This window comes from Aerococcaceae bacterium zg-252 (assembly GCA_016237705.1).
Classification (GTDB): Bacteria; Bacillota; Bacilli; order Lactobacillales; family Aerococcaceae; genus Globicatella; species Globicatella yangjingiae.
In genome coordinates this window covers 989880-1008589 of sequence record CP066204.1, presented here as the reverse complement: position 1 = coordinate 1008589, position 18710 = coordinate 989880, and the positions used below count along the sequence as shown (strand labels likewise).

Here is an 18710-nt window from a genome sequence, read left to right as displayed (position 1 = left end):
GTATAATGAGAAAATAATGTGAAAATATAAAAATCGGTAGTTAGTCTAACTGATTGATTAAAATATAGTGTGAGTAAGGGTGGTCTGGCTTGAATCACTGGAGCAAAAAGTGCCGGAGTGCGTCAGCGCTCCAAGCGATTTGCGAAGTGGATGTCAAGCCAACCCGAACGAACCAGAATAAGGAGTGATTATATGAGCCATGAATGGTTATTAACAGAATTATATGAATCTTATGAAAGCTCTGCTTATCAAGCAGATTTTGAAACTTTACGTAATAGCTATGCAAAATTGAATGAAATTGAATTAGTCGATACATTACCAACGATTAAACAAGTAGTTGAATTAAACGAAACCATTGCAAATTTATCTTATCGTTTATCAGCTTATTCTAATTTGCAATTATCAACTAATACAACGCATGAGCCGAGTTTGACGGCACTTGCCAAGTTAAGTAAATTAGTGTCTGAAAATGCCAAAATTTCAGCGAAAATTAATCGCTTTTTAGGAAATATTAAAACCGATATTTCACAAGACGAGCATTTGAGTCAATATTCATTCTATTTTGAAGAATTACATCAAGTAGCCAGTCATTTATTATCAGACGAAGTTGAAGAAGTCATTTCAACAATGAATTTAAGTGCTGGAGATGCATGGAATCAATTGCATAGTTTCTTAACGTCAACAGTAGAGGGAACTTTTGATGATAAAACCGTCACCTTAAGTGATATTCGTAATTTAGCTTATTCAGATGATGCAGATGTGCGTAAACGTGCGTATGAAACAGAATTAGAAATGTATCAGACTGTAAAAGAGCCAGTAGCATTTGCTATCAATAATATAAAATCACAATTCAATGATATTGCTCGCTTGCGTGGCTATGACAGTGCGATTGATATTACGCTTGACGCATCACGCATGTCAAAAGCAACATTAGATGCTTTAATGGGAGCAATTGAAGATGCCTTACCAGCTTTTAGACGCTATTTAAAACATAAAGCATCATTATTAGGGCATCAAAATGGCTTACCATTTTATGATTTATTTGCCCCAATCGGCAAAACTGCATCACGCAAATTTACTGTTGAAGAATCTCGTGATTATTTAGTCGACATTTTCTCAAAATTTTCACCTGATTTGGCTGAGTTAACCCAAGAAATTTATGATAAGCAATACGTTGATATGTTCCCTCGCAAAGGTAAAGTAGGGGGTGCATTCTGTATGAACTTGCCATTTTTAAAACAATCACGCATTTTAATGAACTTTGACGGTACATTGCGTAATGTTGTAACAATGGCACATGAGTTAGGGCATGCTTATCATGGTTTACATATCGAAGATCATTTAGTATTAAACCGTTCTTACACAATGCCAGTGGCTGAAACAGCGTCAACTTTCAATGAAAATATTGTGATGAATACTGCGATTGCACAATCTAACAACGAAGAAAAAATCGCTTTAATTGAATCATCATTACAAGATACAACACAAATTATTGTCGATATTTATTCACGTTATTTATTCGAATCAGCTTTATTTGAGCAACGTAAAGAGAAGTTCTTATTCTCTAAAGACTTAGAGGCATTAATGTTAGATGCACAAGAAAAAGCGTATGGTGACGGCTTAGACCCAGAAGTTAAGCATCCTTATATGTGGTTATGTAAAGGACATTATTACTATCCACATTTAAGTTTCTATAATTTCCCATATGCATTTGGTGGATTATTCTCAAAAGGATTATACGCACTTTATATGCAAGAACCAGACGGATTTGTTGAAAAATATCAAGAAATGTTACGTGCAACAACCGTTTCAACGGTCGAAGAAACGGCTAAAAAAATGGGTGTAGATGTCACAACAAAAGAATTTTGGGCAACAGCTTTAGCTGAATATGAAAAAGAAATTGACGCATTCATCGAATTGACTAGCGAGGTATAAGATGTTAGAAATTCGTTTATGTCAACATGATGATTTGTTAAGTTTACAGTCAATTGCTGCTGAAACCTTTCGTGATACATTTGCTGAAAGTATTTTAGAGCCGAATATGTCACAGTACATTCAAGAGGCATATGATTTGAAACAGCTTGAGTCTGAGTTAAATGATAACAATTCTGAAATCTATTTAGCATTTTATGAAGATGAATTGGCAGCCTATTTAAAAATCAATTGGGCAACTGCTCAAACCGAGGCAATGGGGGAAGATGCGTTAGAAATTCAACGTATTTATGTCCGTCAAGCGTTCAAACGCAAAGGTATCGGTAAACAGTTACTAGATATAGCCTATAACAGAGCGAATGAATTACAGAAAAATTCAATTTGGTTAGGAGTTTGGGAGAAAAACTTTGGTGCACAAGCGTTTTACCAAAGCGAAGGATTTGTAAAAATTAGTGAACATGCTTTTCCAGCTGGGGACCAAATAGATATTGATTGGATAATGGAGAAAAAATTATAAATTATACTCCTACAAGAACAAGGTTATCATGCCTTAGACTTGTAGGAGTATTTATTTTGACTATAACAGATATAAATTTCTGTTATATTTTGCTAATTATTGCTTGATGCAGTGCTATAATGTGTTATAATTAACATATATGAAAGCGTTAAAAAATTTTTAATATAAGAGGGGGAATTATAATGACAGAAGTAGCTGCACCAGTAATTGGTTATGTGCATTCTACCGAAAGTTTTGGTTCTGTCGACGGCCCTGGTATTCGATTTATTAGTTTTATGCAAGGGTGTCGTATGCGATGCGAATTTTGCCACAACCCAGATACATGGAATACTCAAGGTGGAAAACCCTATACACCACAGGAATTGTTTGATACTGCCATTCAATATCGTGCTTTTTGGGGCGATAAAGGTGGGGTAACTGTTAGTGGTGGCGAACCATTATTACAGATTGATTTTCTAATTGAATACTTCAAAATTTGTAAAGCAAATGGGGTTAACACGACATTGGATACTTGTGGAGCACCATTTACACGTAAAGAGCCTTTCTTTAGCCGTTTCCAAGAATTAATGAAATATACTGATTTGCTATTGTTTGACTTAAAACATATCGATAGCGAAGGTCATCGCAAGCTAACAGGACACCCAAATGATAATATTTTAGATATGGCACAATATTTATCGGATATTGGTCAAAATGTTTGGATTCGTCACGTATTAGTGCCAGAGCGTACCGATTATGATGAATACTTAATTCGTTTAGGTGCATTTGTAAAAACACTTAAAAATGTCTTGAAATTTGAAATTTTACCATATCATAAGCTAGGGGTTTATAAGTATGAAGTATTAGGCATTAAATATCGTTTAGAGGGGATTGAACCACCAACTGCTGAACGAGTTGAAAATGCACGACGTATCTTAGATACGGATTCTTATAAAGGATACTTGGACGTATAGTATCACATAGGGTTGGCATAGTGTGCTGCCCCTGTTTGTGTTAGGGGGAAAGTTGCCCCAAATAAATTTAACGATTTATGTTATTGAATATTCTTTAGTATATCCTTGTATCACTTGACACAAGGATATACTAAAGATATACTTTTTTTACGGAGGTATTATTATGGAACAAGTAATCAAAGAATACACAACACTATCACAATGGGGAAACTCGAAAGCGACCAGAATACCGGCAAATGTCTTAAAGAAGCTAAACATCGATGTCAATCAAAAATTTTTAGTTTCGGTAAAAGACCAGTCAATTGTTTTGACACCAGAAATTCAAAAACCAACAAGTATTCATGAATTATTTTCTGGTTGGGAAGATGACGGTTACCGTTCTCAAGAACTAGACTGGGGACAAGCTGAAGGGAACGAAATCTCATGGTAATTTCACAAGGAGATATTTTCTACGTAGACTTTAATCCAAGTATGGGACATGAACAGAAACATCGACGTCCAGCCATTGCACTTAGTCATGATTTAGTAGCTCAATTTGGTGGTTTAACTATCGTTGCACCTATTTCAACTACAGAACGGAATTATCCAACATATCACACACTAGCAAGTACAAAGGTAATCAAAGGAAAGGTAATGCTTGACCAGACGATTGCACTTGATTTAAAAGCCCGTAGAGTTACAAAGGTTGAAGAATCACTAGATAAAGCTGAACTTAAAGATATTATAGATAAGTACAAGCTTTTATTTGATTTAGTTTAAAGAGAATATGTATTAAAAATAGCCTTATTAAGCATTTTGTATGTAGCAAAAATCTCTTAATAAGGCTATCAATGTAAAAATGGTAAGTTTGTTTGAAATACGATAAACGAGCAGTGTAAAATAAGTTAAAAGCTGTTACTTTTATTCTTATGAGTTTACATAATACATATTATAAATTGTTATACGCAGAAGAATGCAATAATGATTTTACCTAATAAATTTTTCTTTCTACTAAATAAAATGATTAACATCCAATATTACACTCAACACCACTAATAAACTTAAACTTATTCTTAAATAAATTAATTAAAATTGATTTAGTCACTTATTCTATTAATAAAGATAAATTCTAATTTACAACAAAAGGACTGTAATTTCCTTACAGCCCCTTAGTATTATTATAATGCTTCGTAACTTTCAGTTAATTGTGGTACTACTTGTTTTTTACGAGATACAACACCTGGAAGTTCAAATTCTTGATTCGTAATAATTGTATCAAATGCACGTTTTACTGCTTTTAAATCTTCACCTGCAACTAATGCAAATGAATTGCTTTCTAAAACATCTGTCACAATTAATAAGAATAAATCATATTGTTCACTTGTATTCGCAAGTTCCATAGCCTCTAATAAAGATTCTTTACGTTCTTTCATTTCAGCAAAGCCAATCGCATTTACTTGTGCGATACGGACTTTACGACCATTCATTTCAAATGTTTTAGCATCTAAATTTAATAATTCTTCAACAGATTTCGTTGATAAATTAGTACCTGCTTTTAATAATGCTAGACCATATTCTTCAATATCAACTTCAGCATATTTTGCTAATTCACGTGCCGCAAATTCATCTTGCTTAGTACATGTTGGTGATTTGAATAATAATGTATCTGAAATAATCGCTGAAAGCATTAAACCAGCAATTGAACTTGGAATATCAATTTCATTTTCTTTAAACATTTTAAATAAAATAGTTGCTGTACATCCAATTGGTTCTGCACGATAATACAATGGTTGAGCTGTTTCAAAACCAGCAATACGGTGGTGATCGACAACATAATCAACCGTTACAGATTCTAAATCGGCAACAGATTGTTGTGGCTCATTGTGGTCAACTAATGCGACACGCTCTACTTCATTTGCAACTGTTTCCACAATACGTGGTGCTTCGACATTGAATGAATCCAAAGCAAAAGCTGTTTCTTCGTTGACTGACCCTAAAATAACAGGTTCTGCATCGTAACCTGTACGTTCTAAAAAGAAACTCATTGCGATTGCTGATGCAACCGTATCGGTGTCGGGATTTTTATGACCAAACACTAAATATTTAGACATTAATTAATTCCTCCTAATAATTTGTCCTTTATGCTTATATTGTAGCATATTTTATCCTTTATGAAATCATTTCAACTCATTTTCTTTAATAATTTCTTGTAACCATTCGTGTTCTTGCGATGTTAGCTCAGCTTTTTCAAGTAAATCTGGTCGCCGTTCGTAAGTTTTACGAATTGCCTCTTTAGCTTGCCATTTCGCAATATTATCATGATGTCCACTTAATAAGACGTCTGGCACTACTTTCCCACGAAATTCTCTTGGTCGTGTATATTGTGGATGTTCTAATAGATGTCGTTGATGTGATTCTTCTACTATTGAATGAGCATTTCCAACCACATCTGGAATTAGACGTACAGTAGAATCAATCATTACCATTGTTGGCAGCTCGCCATTGGTTAAAACATAATCACCTAACGATACTTCTTCTGTTACATAATCACGAATCCGTTCATCAAATCCCTCGTAATGCCCACAAATAAAAATCAAATGCTCTTCTTTTGCCCAATCATTGGCCATTTGCTGCGTAAATGGAACACCGGTTGGGTCAACTAAGACAATTCGTGTGCGTTCATTCTTATCAATTGATTCCAGTGTTTGAACAATGGGTTCGACACGCAATAACATGCCAGCTCCCCCACCGTATGGATAATCATCAACATGTCCATGCTTATTTACAGCAAATTGTCTAAAATTATGTAAATGTAAGGATAATTTACCTTTGCTTTGTGCCTCTTTCATCAATGATTCGTTTAAGGGTGCGAACATTTCTGGAAACAAAGTCAACACATCAATTTTCATCGTCAATTAACCCTTCCATTAATTCAATTGTAGCTGTATTATCAGCTAAATTAACAGATTTCACCACATCATCAATGTATGGAATCAATGCATCTTTTAAATTCGCTTTATTGCGTTTAACAACCCAGACATCATTAGAACCTAATGATAAGATTTCTTTTACTTTCCCTAGCATTTTACCGTCAGTAGTGACGACATCAAGCCCGATAATTTGGTGATGATAAAATTCATCATCTTCTAAAGGCTGTTGTTGCGACGCATCAATCGCTAACCATAAATTTTTAAATGACTCCACTTGATTAATATTCGTATAATTTTCAAATGAAACTAAGTAAGTTCCTTTATGCAATTGTGCTGCTGCAACCGTTAAAGTTTCGACTACTTGTTCGTCCTTTAAAAGATAAAGTGTTGAGCCTGCTTTAAAGCGTTCTTCTGGAAAATCCGTATCAGCAATCACTTTTACTTGACCACGAATACCGAATGTATTGACAATTCGTCCAATTTTAAACATGTGTTGTATCCTCACTTTCATATAATTGAATAAAACGTTGAATCATAATCACCATGATAATGGCAATTACTAAAATAAAGAATGGCAGTATCCACATACCGACACCTTGCCCTAGCCAACCGAATATTGGAGGCATCACTAATGTTCCCAAATAGGCACTAGCCATTTGAACACCGATAATCGCTTGAGAACGCCCTTTTCCAAAATAGCGTGGTGACATATGAATAATACTTGGATAAATCGGTGCACAACCAAAACCGATAATAATTACACTAATTAATGAAACAATATCGGGTGTTTTAGGTACTAATAAACCGAAAATACCAAGAAAAATCACACTACTGCCAATCTTAATCATCTGCTCATCAGAAAATTTAAACGTTAAGAAACCACTTAATGCTCTCCCAACCGTAATACCGATATAAAATAAAGCTGCATACGATGCTGCAATACCCTCTGGTATTCCTTTATACAATACAAAGTAGCTGCTAGCCCATAGACCGACAATTGATTCGATAGCACAATAGGCTAAGAAACTGATCATGATTTCCTTTGTACCCTTTATCGCCATAATTTGCTTTAAAGATAGTGGGTGATAATCGGTATTCATTTCTTTCGTTACAATGGCATGATGACTTTTCCATAAAGGTAGGCTCATAAATAAAATAAACGTCAATACAGCTTGAATAATTCCAATAATCCAATAACCACCTTGCCAACCTAATTCATGAGTTAAAGCATATGTCATAATATATGGACCTATTGCTGCACCTAAGCCCCACATACAATGTAACCAACTCATGTGATGACTTTTATAATGGAGAGCGACAAAATTATTTAATGACGCATCAATACTGCCTGCCCCTAATCCGTATGGAATAGCCCATAGGCATAGCTGCCAAAAGGACGAACTAACCGAAAAGCCGAAGAGTGCAATCGCCGTTAATAATACGCTAAAAACTGTTACCTTCCCTGCTCCAAAACGTTTAGTGACACGGTCACTTTGTAAACTAGAAATAATCGTACCACATGAGATAATCATCGACACAATACCGGCAAATGATAATGGAACATTCATCATCGGATTCATAATCGGCCAAGCAGACCCTAACAATGAGTCCGGTAATCCAAGACTGATGAAAGCCAAATAGATAGTCACTAATAGTAAATGAATCATATAAACCTCACAATTTTATTCTAACAGTCCTATTATACGGCATTCTGATACAATTCGCTAATTATTTTCTTAATTTTGATTGGTTTGCTTTCACTTTGTTTCATAATCCGTTAAAATATTAATAGAGAATTAAGATTCAGCTTATTTTTAGATATTGAATGATAATGACATAGCTGAACTCTTTTTGAGAAAGGACGGTTTCACATGACTTTTGACGGATTTTTTACACGAGCATTAGTAAATGAATTAGCTGAACAATTAATTGGTGGCAGAATTTCTAAAATATATCAACCATTCGAACGTGAGTTGCAGCTAGTTATTCGTAATCAACGACAAAATTATCGCTTAGCAGCATCAATTCACCCTACCTATTATCATATCGGTTTAACCGATGAACGACCAAGTAATCCAACGCACGCACCGATGTTTTGTATGTTGATGCGTAAACATTTAGAAAATGCGGTTATTTTAGATTTAAGACAAGTAGATAATGACCGTATTATTGAAATGGAATTAAGTGGGCTAGATGAATTAGGTGACCAACAAACATATCGTCTTATTTTTGAAATGATGGGACGTCATAGTAATATTTTATTAGTTAATCCTAAAAAAGAAACTATTATTGATTGTATTAAACACGTTGCCCCTAGTTTAAATACTTATCGTGGCTTGCAACCGGGTGCTTTATATATTGCCCCACCGAAAAATCAGCAGCAAACTAATATTTTTTCATTAGAGAATTTAGAATCATGGGCATGGCATCAAGATGAACTGGTAAATGGGCAGGCACATCGAATAATTGAAGGTTTAGGTGTATTAGGTAGCAGACAGATTGCTGAATGGATTGTGACAGAAAATTTATCGCCTAAGGCAGCCCTACAAAAACTAATGGCAGCAACGAACACAGCGTCCCCTACTTTGTATGAATCGGACTCAAAACTGAATTTTTACTATATAACATTGCCACATTTAGACGGTGTTCAAACACAATTCAATACATTATCAGAATTAATACAAGTCTTTTTCCGTCAAAAAATTCATCAAGACCGTATCAAACAACTCTCAGGTGATTTGACTCAAAAATTAGAACAGATTATTCAACGAAATCAAACGAAATTAATGAAATTAGAAGAAGACCGTAAAGTAGCAACGGCAGCTGATATGTATCGGATTAAGGGAGAATTATTGACGACTTATGCTTACCAAATTGAAAAAGGTGTAGACACTATTACAGTAGATAATTATTACGATAACAATCAACCTATTACAATTGAGCTAGACCCACGCTTAACTCCGATTGAAAATAGTCAAAATTATTTTAAACGCTATACGAAATACCGAGATTCCTTGCATTATATTGATGAACAAGTGGAAGTAACTGCTCAAGAAAATGATTATTTAGAAGGGATACTTGTTCAATTGAAGCAAGCAGATATTGAAGATATTGAAGACATTAAAGCAGAACTATCTGAAGAAGGCTATGTTTCGCAACGTAAGTCATCAATCAAGAAACGTGCTAAATCGTCTTCATCGCCACGTATTTATCAAAGCGAAGACGGTGTTCGAATTTATGTTGGACGAAATAATCAACAAAATGATGAATTAAGTCTGAAAAAAGCAACCAAAAATCATTGGTGGTTACACGCAAAAAATATTCCAGGTTCTCATGTAATTATTGAAAGTGACAAACCAAGTGATGAAACGATTACTTTAGCAGCTGAATTAGCAGCTTACTATTCAAAATTCAGTCACTCTGGCCAAGTGCCAGTTGACTTATTGCAAGTAAAACATTTACGCAAACCCAATGGAGCTAAACCAGGTTACGTCATCTACGAAGGTCAACATACGGTCTATGTAACACCAGATGAAAATCGAATAAGTCAGTACGAAGTAAAGTAAATAAATGAAACCGACAATGTATCTAAGTTAATGATGATACATCGTCGGTTTTTAATGAAACTTGCGAAATTATCCTTACGGCTTAACAATGACAACTTGGTCTGCTTGTGCATCAACTTCCTCTAAACGAACATCAATACGCTCTGTTTTAGCTGTTGGAACATTTTTTCCGACAAAATCAGCACGAATCGGCAATTCACGATGCCCCCTATCAACTAAAACAGCTAACTGGATATGAGACGGACGACTTTGAGCCAGTATTGCCTCCATAGCAGCACGAACAGTTCTTCCAGTATATAAAACATCATCTACAATGACAACACGTTTATCCGTTAAATCCAAATTAAATTCAGCTTTTAACACTTCAGGAAATTCCGATACCGTTGCGTGAGATAAATCATCCCGATAAAATGTAATATCAACCACTTCAACCGGTATTTGCTCTTGTTCAATTTCATATATTTTTTCAGCAATACGTTGTGCCAAAAATTCACCACGTGTTTTGATTCCAACTAATATGACTTCTTGCACTGACTTATTACGCTCAATAATTTCGTGTCCGATTCGTTTTAATGTTCGATTAATGGCTGCAGCATCTAATAATAAATTTTCTGACATATATCTCTATCCTTTCTTTTTTCTTAAAAATAAAGGCTTAGGTATAGACTTATTCAACCTAAACCCAAACCCAAACCCTATTGATTATTCATAATAATTTTCTTTATCAATATGCGTAAAGTAAACTTCACATTCTTGATAACCCAATTCGCAAATCGCTGCTTGTATCAACTTTGCCATTGCTTGTTCAACTGTCAAGCCACGATTAAATTGTTTAATTTCAATCAATGGATACATTGCTACTTGATTTCCTTGATTGAAAAATAAAGATGTCACCAATTCAAAGGTAAAATAATCTTCCGGTGTATCCGTCAAACGACTTAATTCAGTCGGTAAACTTGCACTAAGTTGTGCTACTTCTTCAGCTTTAACCCCTTTAAAAATTAATTGTGGCACAAGAATCAACTCCTAATTAATTTATTTTGACGAGCGTACTTTGCCACCCCATGTTGAAAATCCATTTTTTAATACATAGATATTATCATAACCATTTTTCTTCAATGTACGAGCTGCACGTGGTGCTAAATTCATATTATCATCGTATAAATAAACTGGTTTATCTTTACGGACTTCTTTATATCGTTGAGAAAACTGTGACATTGGCAAATTACGTGCCCCTAAAATGTGACGTGCATCAAATTCTGCCGCTTCACGTAAGTCAATAATTTGAGCACCTGCACGCTTTTCTTCAAGTTCTTCAGCCTCAATTAATGTGGCAGAGTATTTGCGTATCAACCACAAATACAATAAATAAGCACCATAAGCAACAATTGTTAATACTAAAACAGCAAAAATAAAAATTAATAAATCCATTTCTTCCTCCTACTATCTTTCTTATTTAGTTGGCACTAATCTAGCTGCTCCAATCACACCGGCATCATTTCCGATTTGTGCTAACTCTAATTTTGTCACATCACGCACTTGTGGGAATGAAAATTCCTTGTGGTATTTCTCAACTTTTTCTAGTAAATATTTACCAGCAGCTGACACACCACCACCTAATACGATAATTTGTGGATTCAAAATATTCGCAATATGTGAAGTCGCAATGCCTAAATAGCGAGCAAATTCTTCGACAACATGTTCACTGAAAGTATCTTCATCTTTTGCTGCATCAAAAATATCACGTGCTGTGACAGCTTCTCCACTGTCAATGCGTTCTTTAATTTCACTTGAGCCAGCAAACTCATTTGAATATTGACGTGCTAATTTAACAATCCCAGTAGCTGATGCAACAGTTTCTAAGCAACCAGCATTACCGCAAGTACAATCAAAACGATGTTTCTCGTCTACAAAAATATGTCCGACTTCTCCAGCTGTACCCCCTGCTCCACGAACTAATTGGTGATTAATCACGACACCACCACCAACACCTGTTCCAAGCGTAAACATGACAACATCTGGCTCACCATTTCCAGCACCTTTCCATTGTTCACCAAGGGCTGCAACATTCGCATCATTATCAATATAAAATGGAATACCAAAAGCTGTCTCAAACTGTTGACCAACTAATTGTAATTCACTCCAATTGAGATTATAAGCCCCAATAACTGTTTTTTCTTTAGCATCTACTTTACCAGGCGAACCCATACCAATTCCGTAAAAATCTTCGGGTGTTAAATTCAATAAATTTAATTGCTCTTGAATTGATTCAATGATGTTTGGCACAATTGCCACGCCGCCATTTAAAATATTCGTTTCAACACTCCATTTTTTTTGAATATCTCCCTCAGGTGTTAAAATAGCTAATTTAGCAGAAGTTCCACCTAAATCAATACCAATAATTTTTTTTGACATTTATAATTCCTCGTTTCTATATTAAATTTTTTTAAATCCTACAAAAATTAATAACATGAACAATGTGATGATAGCAATGATAACTAGGATTCGTTTTAACCACGACTGCTTGTCTTGATTAGGAATTCCAACCATTAATGTTGCCAAAGCTCCAAATATTGCTCCACCAATATGTCCCCACATATCAATCGTTCCTGAAAAGATATTGAGCCCTAAGTTAACCACAATCAGCATAGTAAATGTTTGGCTACGATCTTTTAAGTAACGAGAAGACGGAAATAGTTTCGCTAATACGATATAGGCAGCAAATAGACCAAAAATTCCTGTACTCGCCCCTGCTGATATAACACCGTTACCTGATAATGCAAAGGATAAAGTATTTCCTCCGACAATGGACAATAAATAAATACATAGAAAACGCCAATGCCCAGTGATTCGCTCAAGTTCAATCCCTGCGAAATATAAAGACAATAGATTCATCAGTAAATGCTCAATCCCTATATGAATGAAACCGGCTGTAAATAGACGCCACCATTGCCCAAAGAGAATAATCGACAGACGAAACATTGCCCCTGCTTGTAAAAGAACTTCTGAAGTTTCAGTTGTCCCCCAAGTGACAATCATCATCAAATAGATACACAAGTTTATTATGATTAATAAGTAAGTTAAAATAGGTGTTTGTTGCCACCAAATAGGATTTTTTAATTTGTGTATTAAATTCATTACTACACCCTTTCAATGTGAATTTTGAGCAATGATTAATTCTTTTACTCGTATATCATGCGATTCGATTAGTGAATCAATTGTATTAGAAACTTGTATCGGAAATGCTAATGACACTGTCTTTAAATCGGGATTCCTAGCAAGCAGACGGTCATAATATCCACCACCAAAACCAATACGGTAGCCTGAATGATTGAATAATAATCCAGGAACAATTAATAAATCAATCTCATTTACATCTATTTGTGGGGCAGTTCGGAGTGGCTGATAAACACCTTTAAAGACACGTTCTAATGAATCCCCAGCTTGATATTGCCTAAATGTTAATTGATATTCTGGTTCAATACAAGGTAAATAAACTTTTCGCCGCATTTGATGTAGTTGCTTTATGAGTGAGTGAAAATTGATTTCAGGCTCCATGCTATAAATACATGCAATCGACTGATAATTGTGCTGTTCAACGAGATTTATGAGTTGTTGATATAAGTTATGCTCCCATTGTTGTCTCCATGACATATCTAAATTCGATAGCTCTTGTAATATTGCCTGTCGGCATAATCTTTTTGTTAATCGTGTCATCAACGTGCCACCTCACTTATGACACTATTTTAGCATATTTCGGAGTCGTTTAGTTAGAAAATTAATGTATTTTGTGAAAAAAAGTTAAAGGGGGGAAGATTTTTGATTGCAGGCATTATTTGATTACGTGGGGGCTGGACAAAAAGTCAAAAGTTCTAACAAATCGAATGATAAGATTGTTGTTAAATCGGTATTTTTAATTCGGGATTATGAATTATAGTGAAAATTTCATTTTCTTTTTTATAAATTTTTCTTTTTTAACAACTATATCATACCACACTAAAGGTACTGAATGTAACTGAACTGACATGAACTAGACTGAACAATTAGCGTAAAAAAACGATAAAGTCTGTGTTGACTTTATCGCTTATCTAGTTAATCCTCCATAAATTGTTTTAAGCTAGAATCTTTTGTCAACTCTAAATTAAAACCACCCTGTTCAGGATACGAAGGAGTTATCAACTGTTTGATAACAACACATTTTTTCCCATTTATCTTACGCCAAGCCACATAGCGACGGATTCCTGAACCTCCTACATAGCTTAACCATACCATTCCTTCTGCATGAATATATCCATCATAAACGAATGATTCACCAGGTTTATAAAATCCTACGGAACTAGCACCTAAACTCGGTTTATTTTTAATCGCAACCGTTTGATTTGGGAAAAATTGTCCACTTTGTCGAATCAAGGAATAGTTTGAACCTGAAGATACATTATGTGAAGGGGTAGGATGATTTGAGCTACTTCTGATTTATGGAATGTTCCATGCGAGACAATCAATAAGCTTATATATACAATTAGCAGTTTTCCTTTTTTCCTCCGGAATATACTGCACCTAAAACTTCATAAGCATGATTTTTTCCTCACTTTTTACATGTGATACTGCTCATCAAAATTTAAATCCAGCCTTTTTTCTTGAATTCCTCTATACGAGCCAAATCTTCAGCGGTAGGTTCATCGGCTGGTGCTTCTGATGGAATATTAAGATATTCATTATTCCATTTCTTAAGAATAGCTGTAATTGAATCCGAAACCCTGATATCTCTTTTCATAATAAAATCCATATTCCATTCCTGAATATCAGAGGTCCCTATTGCTTTTGTAATTACAATTTTAGATGCAGCATATTCTTTTTTCTTCTTCCCAAAATATCCGTTACCAGCAACAATATTAAGCTTCTTCTCGAATGGAAGCTTATTCCCAATATGTTCAATCTTCTCCTTAATAATACTTTCTGGCACATCAAGGAAATAGTTTGTCTGCCATTTCTGTGGAAAGATATGTTCAATCTCCCATTTACTTGGCAGTAATGTATCTTGATGTTCATATGCAAGAGTTTTAAGCAACATACGAACCATGTTACGATTAGGTTTCTGAATACGTGCTTCTAACTGACTCGCATCTAATTCTTTAAAATCAAATTTAGGTATACTTGATGCGATTATTGCGGAATTCAATTTCAGAATATCCGGTTTAACAGCATTAATTGTTGGAATCAAAATATACTTTGTCATCAGCTCAGCCAGCAGTTTGTTCAAAAACAAGCCAAACTTAGTCTCAAAATCCGCTTCCTTACGATAACTTACATAATAAATTACAACCGGATACTTCCAGAACTCATTAGGATATGAAGTAAGAGTATCTAACGTCTGTTTAATCTTAATATTTGAAGACCACGCTTCATCTTCAAGTACATCGTTCTTATTGATTACTTTCCACAAATCGAGAATAACAAATAATTTGTCTAACAATCCCGGCTGATACAAACGCTCAAACTTGTTTGCAGCATAATACTTTCTCACACCGGGTGTAGTTGTATTTGTATCCTTCTCCAAAGCTCGAAGATAAAACATATTGTAATAGAACAACTGTTGAATGCTCTCATTAGCTTCAGTTGCCTGTTCATCAAGGTCTTTCCAACGGTCAATGAATATTTTTTTATCCTCTACATCAAGCTGGTTATAAATCTTCGCTTTAAATATATCCGCATCGGATAGCGGCAAGCCTCTATCATTCAAAGTTGAGAAAATAGTTAATGCTGTATCCTGTGTGTCTGCAGTTATTGGTAAAAGAATAGCTTGATTCAATAAAGCATAAATAAACTGATAGACCATTAATGGATTTTCGTTTGAATGCTTATCAAACAATTTTTGAAAATGTCTATAATTCTTAGAATAATTGTCTTTTGCGTTTTCATCCGCTTTTCCTGTTTCAAGTATGTTACGTAAAATCTCATTTCCTTCATTATTCACTACTCGTGATGTAAGGAGTATATTTTGATAATCAACTGTTCCAGTTAATTTGTTTGTGCGCCAAATCGCAGGCTCAATTTTACCAATAAAGTTATTAGCCTCTGCAGTACGTTCTGCTATAGGAGTAACAACTAATTTTGTGTAAATAGCTCTTAACAACAGGAATAAAGACGTAATACGCTGTTGACCATCAATTATCTCTTGTTCACCATTTTCATTTTCATAGGCAACAACACTGCCAAGGAAGTACGAACCTTCACGTTCAGTACCTCCACTGGTAGCTGTAAATTCCCACAAATCTTCAAACAGTGTTTCTACCTGTTCATCAGTCCAAGCATAAGGGCGCTGATATTCTGGAATAACAAAGGATTTAGCTCTTCCACTACCAAGTAAAGCCTCCACACTTTGTTTGTTAACTTCTATTGTTGTCGGCATAAATATTCCTCCTTACTTCGCAACCATATCAAGACAAGTCTTATAGTTATCAACAATATCGTAAACTACCTCACCATTGCTGATGGACTTAAAGTGTTTTCTTGCACAGTGAATCTTTGATTCTTCAATTAAATGAAGCTGCATTAAATTCATAGAACCTTGTGTTTCTGCAACAAAATAGAGGTGCTGAACGGTTCCTTCATAGAATACAATCGCCAGTCTGGATTGTAATGTACAACCGGAGTTGAAATATAGAATCCATCTGATAATTAAACATATACTGCCACGTTTGTGTTTGTATCTAATTCAGTAGCAAATGCCTGCTCATTAGATGAATCATAAACAATATGCTTCTTTGTCTTCTTTTCCTTCATGACATTTACGTCTAAGCGACCTTTGATTGTAGAGTCAGTAAATACATCTATGACATCGTATGTGATGTTATGAGTGATAGCAGTTGCCTTTTCAACATTGATTAGCGCTGATACCTTAATGATGAATTCTTCTGGATTATTCTTGAACTGATTGAAAGTTGCAGGCTGAATCCCCTGAAGAATCTAGATAACTGCTTTTCTTGTAAGACCAGTTTCATCAACAAGTTTCCAATTTCTTTATTCTGAATCAAACTTCTTAAGACCGGAGATTTATAATTTGAGTCTATCCAATTGTTCCATACTATTACAACTCACACGAGCATGAATAACAACGTGTTTCACCAGCTCATTTGTATTAGCTGGTATCACTCTTATTTTATCTGACATAAGAAGCTTTCCTTTCTAAAATAGGCTACTCATTTTGCTGTGTAATAAAATATGTTTGTTAACCTTTTTTATTGATTTCTTTTCATAAATCTTGAATAAGCATTTCCGTATACTCCATCCGATGTCAACACTTCTGTCTATCCAAATACAAAACCTCCTTGTTTTTTCGGATATTTACAGAGCCCTTTTTCTTAGAATTTAAATGCTAAAAATTTGGATACACGCTTATTTCAAGACATTTTCAAACTATCAATTATGAGCTTTAGTCAACAAACATACACACTCCACATGATTCGTATGCGGAAACTGATCCACTGGCACCACTTCTTTCAACTGATACCCAAATGGTAATAAACTCACCAAATCTTCAGCGAGTGATTTCGGACTGCATGATACATAAATAATTTTTTCAGTGCCAAAACGTCCAATTGCTCGCATAACTTTACCACCAGCACCACTACGTGGTGGGTTGATTAATAACATATCTGGCATACCCCAATCATCATTCAATGTACGCAAACCGTTTTTGGCATCATTGACAAAGAATGTTGTATTATCAATCGCATTATCCGACGCATTACGACGTGCCGATAGAATTGAAGACTCGACAATTTCAATACCAGCTAATTCATCGCATGCCTTAGCCAGTGGTAAACTAAATGTTCCTACACCACAATATAAATCAAGTATACGCATATCCGATTGAACATCAGCCATTTCCATAGCAATTTGCACCATTTTCTCAGCTTGAACAGGATTCACTTGGAAAAAAGTATCTGGCCAAATACGATAGTCAAAACCATTTAACTGGTCTAGCATATACTCTCTACCATGCAACAAATGCTTTTCATCAGCAAACAGACGTTCAAGCGATGTGACATTGACAATCCATTGTAGACTGGTCAAATTAGGAAAAGTCGCAATTAATGTCTGTTTCAATTCTTCAATTTGGTCAGCATATTCGCTCGGACTGACTGTCGCATAAATCACAATCATTAATTCTTTTGTCTTAATCGAATGACGCATCAATAAATGACGTAAGACACCAGTTTGGGTTTCTTTTTCATATCCTGAAATTTGATGTTTGTGTTGCCATGATTGAATAATTTGTTTGACTTCAATCATAATTTCAGGTGCAATATAGGAATCTTTCATATCAATAACATTGCGAAAATTACCTTGTTGGTGCATTCCTAATGCATTGTTTGCCCCAAAGCTCAATTCCATTTTATTGCGATAGCGATTAGGATTATCCATTCCGACAATTGGTTTTACCACATCTGTATCGAATCCTTTGTCAGCTAAAAAGTTTTTAACAAGATTTTCCTTATACTCTAACTGGGCTTGATAATCCATATAAATTAAAGGCGTCCCACCAGTTACTTCTTCGTCTTCTGGAATTGATAAATTCCGTATCGGACTTGGTTTGATGATGGCATCATAATCTAATGTCGCTTTTTTACGACCACTGGCATTGGGAACAGTAACTTGTACGACATCTCCCGGAACAGTATATGGAATATTTAAGTGCAGGTGCTTACCTTGTGACCCTCTTTTGGGTGGATGAATGTAATGTGCATAGCCAAAACCTTTTTCATTAATGCGTTCAATTTGTACTTGTAATACTTCAGTTGGTGTTTCAATTCGTTTCATAAACAACTCC

19 protein-coding genes are annotated in these 18710 nt (G+C 35.0%); 6 read left to right on the top strand and 13 right to left on the bottom strand.

Going from position 1 to position 18710, the window contains the following annotated elements; genetic code table 11:
• The first annotated feature begins 192 nt into the window (after positions 1 to 192).
• From JDW14_04830 to JDW14_04810, 5 genes are all read left to right on the top strand, one after another.
• Positions 193 to 1935, top strand: a complete 1743-nt coding sequence (locus JDW14_04830) for a M3 family oligoendopeptidase (GenBank protein ID QQD66423.1) — start codon at positions 193 to 195, stop codon at positions 1933 to 1935.
• A 1-nt stretch (position 1936) separates the two neighbouring features.
• On the top strand, positions 1937 to 2449 hold the full coding sequence (locus JDW14_04825; protein QQD66422.1) for a GNAT family N-acetyltransferase: 513 nt from the start codon (positions 1937 to 1939) through the stop codon (positions 2447 to 2449).
• A 182-nt stretch (positions 2450 to 2631) separates the two neighbouring features.
• Positions 2632 to 3402, top strand: a complete 771-nt coding sequence (gene pflA / locus JDW14_04820; protein ID QQD66421.1) for a pyruvate formate lyase-activating protein — start codon at positions 2632 to 2634, stop codon at positions 3400 to 3402.
• Between the two features lie 163 nt (positions 3403 to 3565).
• Positions 3566 to 3832 (top strand): AbrB/MazE/SpoVT family DNA-binding domain-containing protein, encoded by a 267-nt coding sequence (locus JDW14_04815; protein QQD66420.1) that lies wholly within the window; start codon positions 3566 to 3568, stop codon positions 3830 to 3832.
• Complete coding sequence (locus JDW14_04810; protein ID QQD66419.1) at positions 3826 to 4161, top strand: type II toxin-antitoxin system PemK/MazF family toxin; 336 nt, start codon at positions 3826 to 3828, stop codon at positions 4159 to 4161. The genes JDW14_04815 and JDW14_04810 overlap by 7 nt, the downstream gene beginning before the upstream one ends.
• Positions 4162 to 4559: 398 nt before the next feature.
• On the opposite strand, the gene JDW14_04805 is transcribed toward JDW14_04810, so the two are convergent.
• The 4 genes from JDW14_04805 to JDW14_04790 form a co-directional block, all read right to left on the bottom strand.
• Positions 4560 to 5492 (bottom strand): manganese-dependent inorganic pyrophosphatase, encoded by a 933-nt coding sequence (locus JDW14_04805; protein ID QQD66418.1) that lies wholly within the window; start codon positions 5490 to 5492, stop codon positions 4560 to 4562.
• A 66-nt stretch (positions 5493 to 5558) separates the two neighbouring features.
• Positions 5559 to 6290 carry a tRNA (guanosine(37)-N1)-methyltransferase TrmD gene (trmD, locus tag JDW14_04800; protein QQD66504.1) on the bottom strand — a complete coding sequence of 244 codons (732 nt, stop codon included), beginning with the start codon at positions 6288 to 6290 and terminating at the stop codon, positions 5559 to 5561.
• On the bottom strand, positions 6280 to 6822 hold the full coding sequence (gene rimM / locus JDW14_04795; GenBank protein ID QQD66417.1) for a ribosome maturation factor RimM: 543 nt from the start codon (positions 6820 to 6822) through the stop codon (positions 6280 to 6282). The genes trmD and rimM overlap by 11 nt, the downstream gene beginning before the upstream one ends.
• Positions 6794 to 7978: an MFS transporter gene (locus JDW14_04790; protein QQD66416.1), complete on the bottom strand. Its 1185-nt coding sequence runs from the start codon at positions 7976 to 7978 to the stop codon at positions 6794 to 6796. Before JDW14_04790 ends, rimM begins: the two co-directional genes overlap by 29 nt.
• 204 nt (positions 7979 to 8182) lie before the next feature.
• Here JDW14_04790 and JDW14_04785 point away from each other — a divergent pair, with 204 nt between their 5' ends.
• On the top strand, positions 8183 to 9877 hold the full coding sequence (locus tag JDW14_04785) for an NFACT family protein (protein QQD66415.1): 1695 nt from the start codon (positions 8183 to 8185) through the stop codon (positions 9875 to 9877).
• A 75-nt stretch (positions 9878 to 9952) separates the two neighbouring features.
• Here the strand turns inward: JDW14_04785 and pyrR are convergent, their stop codons facing one another.
• The 9 genes from pyrR to rlmD form a co-directional block, all read right to left on the bottom strand.
• A complete protein-coding gene (gene pyrR, locus JDW14_04780; GenBank protein ID QQD66414.1) occupies positions 9953 to 10495 on the bottom strand; it encodes a bifunctional pyr operon transcriptional regulator/uracil phosphoribosyltransferase PyrR in 543 nt (180 codons plus the stop codon).
• An 84-nt stretch (positions 10496 to 10579) separates the two neighbouring features.
• Positions 10580 to 10891: a DUF1904 family protein gene (locus tag JDW14_04775; protein QQD66413.1), complete on the bottom strand. Its 312-nt coding sequence runs from the start codon at positions 10889 to 10891 to the stop codon at positions 10580 to 10582.
• A 21-nt stretch (positions 10892 to 10912) separates the two neighbouring features.
• A complete protein-coding gene (locus tag JDW14_04770; protein QQD66412.1) occupies positions 10913 to 11308 on the bottom strand; it encodes a rhodanese-like domain-containing protein in 396 nt (131 codons plus the stop codon).
• Between the two features lie 21 nt (positions 11309 to 11329).
• Positions 11330 to 12292 carry an ROK family glucokinase gene (locus JDW14_04765; protein ID QQD66411.1) on the bottom strand — a complete coding sequence of 321 codons (963 nt, stop codon included), beginning with the start codon at positions 12290 to 12292 and terminating at the stop codon, positions 11330 to 11332.
• Between the two features lie 21 nt (positions 12293 to 12313).
• Entirely contained in the window at positions 12314 to 13015 is a 702-nt protein-coding gene (locus JDW14_04760) for a rhomboid family intramembrane serine protease (GenBank protein QQD66410.1), read from the bottom strand.
• A gap of 12 nt (positions 13016 to 13027) precedes the next feature.
• Complete coding sequence (locus JDW14_04755) at positions 13028 to 13594, bottom strand: 5-formyltetrahydrofolate cyclo-ligase (protein QQD66409.1); 567 nt, start codon at positions 13592 to 13594, stop codon at positions 13028 to 13030.
• A gap of 375 nt (positions 13595 to 13969) precedes the next feature.
• Positions 13970 to 14350, bottom strand: coding sequence for an SH3 domain-containing protein (locus JDW14_04750; GenBank protein ID QQD66503.1), 381 nt, complete (start codon positions 14348 to 14350; stop codon positions 13970 to 13972).
• 145 nt (positions 14351 to 14495) lie between these two features.
• The gene (locus tag JDW14_04745) at positions 14496 to 16286 is read right to left on the bottom strand and encodes a DUF262 domain-containing protein (protein QQD66408.1); all 1791 of its coding nucleotides are present in this window, start codon (positions 16284 to 16286) and stop codon (positions 14496 to 14498) included.
• 1010 nt (positions 16287 to 17296) lie between these two features.
• On the bottom strand, positions 17297 to 18700 hold the full coding sequence (gene rlmD / locus JDW14_04740) for a 23S rRNA (uracil(1939)-C(5))-methyltransferase RlmD (protein QQD66407.1): 1404 nt from the start codon (positions 18698 to 18700) through the stop codon (positions 17297 to 17299).
• Positions 18701 to 18710 lie beyond the last annotated feature (10 nt).

Bases quoted from the DNA above. Each gene is read 5' to 3' on its own strand.
- pyrR (QQD66414.1), bottom strand. From the start codon at position 10,495: ATGTCAGAAAATTTATTATTAGATGCTGCAGCCATTAATCGAACATTA.
- JDW14_04790 (QQD66416.1), bottom strand. From the start codon at position 7,978: ATGATTCATTTACTATTAGTGACTATCTATTTGGCTTTCATCAGTCTT.
- JDW14_04755 (QQD66409.1), bottom strand. From the start codon at position 13,594: ATGACACGATTAACAAAAAGATTATGCCGACAGGCAATATTACAAGAG.
- JDW14_04745 (QQD66408.1), bottom strand. From the start codon at position 16,286: ATGCCGACAACAATAGAAGTTAACAAACAAAGTGTGGAGGCTTTACTT.
- JDW14_04760 (QQD66410.1), bottom strand. From the start codon at position 13,015: ATGAATTTAATACACAAATTAAAAAATCCTATTTGGTGGCAACAAACA.
- JDW14_04810 (QQD66419.1), top strand. From the start codon at position 3,826: ATGGTAATTTCACAAGGAGATATTTTCTACGTAGACTTTAATCCAAGT.
- JDW14_04825 (QQD66422.1), top strand. From the start codon at position 1,937: ATGTTAGAAATTCGTTTATGTCAACATGATGATTTGTTAAGTTTACAG.
- JDW14_04765 (QQD66411.1), bottom strand. From the start codon at position 12,292: ATGTCAAAAAAAATTATTGGTATTGATTTAGGTGGAACTTCTGCTAAA.
- JDW14_04770 (QQD66412.1), bottom strand. From the start codon at position 11,308: ATGGATTTATTAATTTTTATTTTTGCTGTTTTAGTATTAACAATTGTT.
- trmD (QQD66504.1), bottom strand. From the start codon at position 6,290: ATGAAAATTGATGTGTTGACTTTGTTTCCAGAAATGTTCGCACCCTTA.
- rlmD (QQD66407.1), bottom strand. From the start codon at position 18,700: ATGAAACGAATTGAAACACCAACTGAAGTATTACAAGTACAAATTGAA.
- JDW14_04805 (QQD66418.1), bottom strand. From the start codon at position 5,492: ATGTCTAAATATTTAGTGTTTGGTCATAAAAATCCCGACACCGATACG.
- JDW14_04815 (QQD66420.1), top strand. From the start codon at position 3,566: ATGGAACAAGTAATCAAAGAATACACAACACTATCACAATGGGGAAAC.
- JDW14_04830 (QQD66423.1), top strand. From the start codon at position 193: ATGAGCCATGAATGGTTATTAACAGAATTATATGAATCTTATGAAAGC.
- rimM (QQD66417.1), bottom strand. From the start codon at position 6,822: ATGAAAGTGAGGATACAACACATGTTTAAAATTGGACGAATTGTCAAT.
- pflA (QQD66421.1), top strand. From the start codon at position 2,632: ATGACAGAAGTAGCTGCACCAGTAATTGGTTATGTGCATTCTACCGAA.
- JDW14_04785 (QQD66415.1), top strand. From the start codon at position 8,183: ATGACTTTTGACGGATTTTTTACACGAGCATTAGTAAATGAATTAGCT.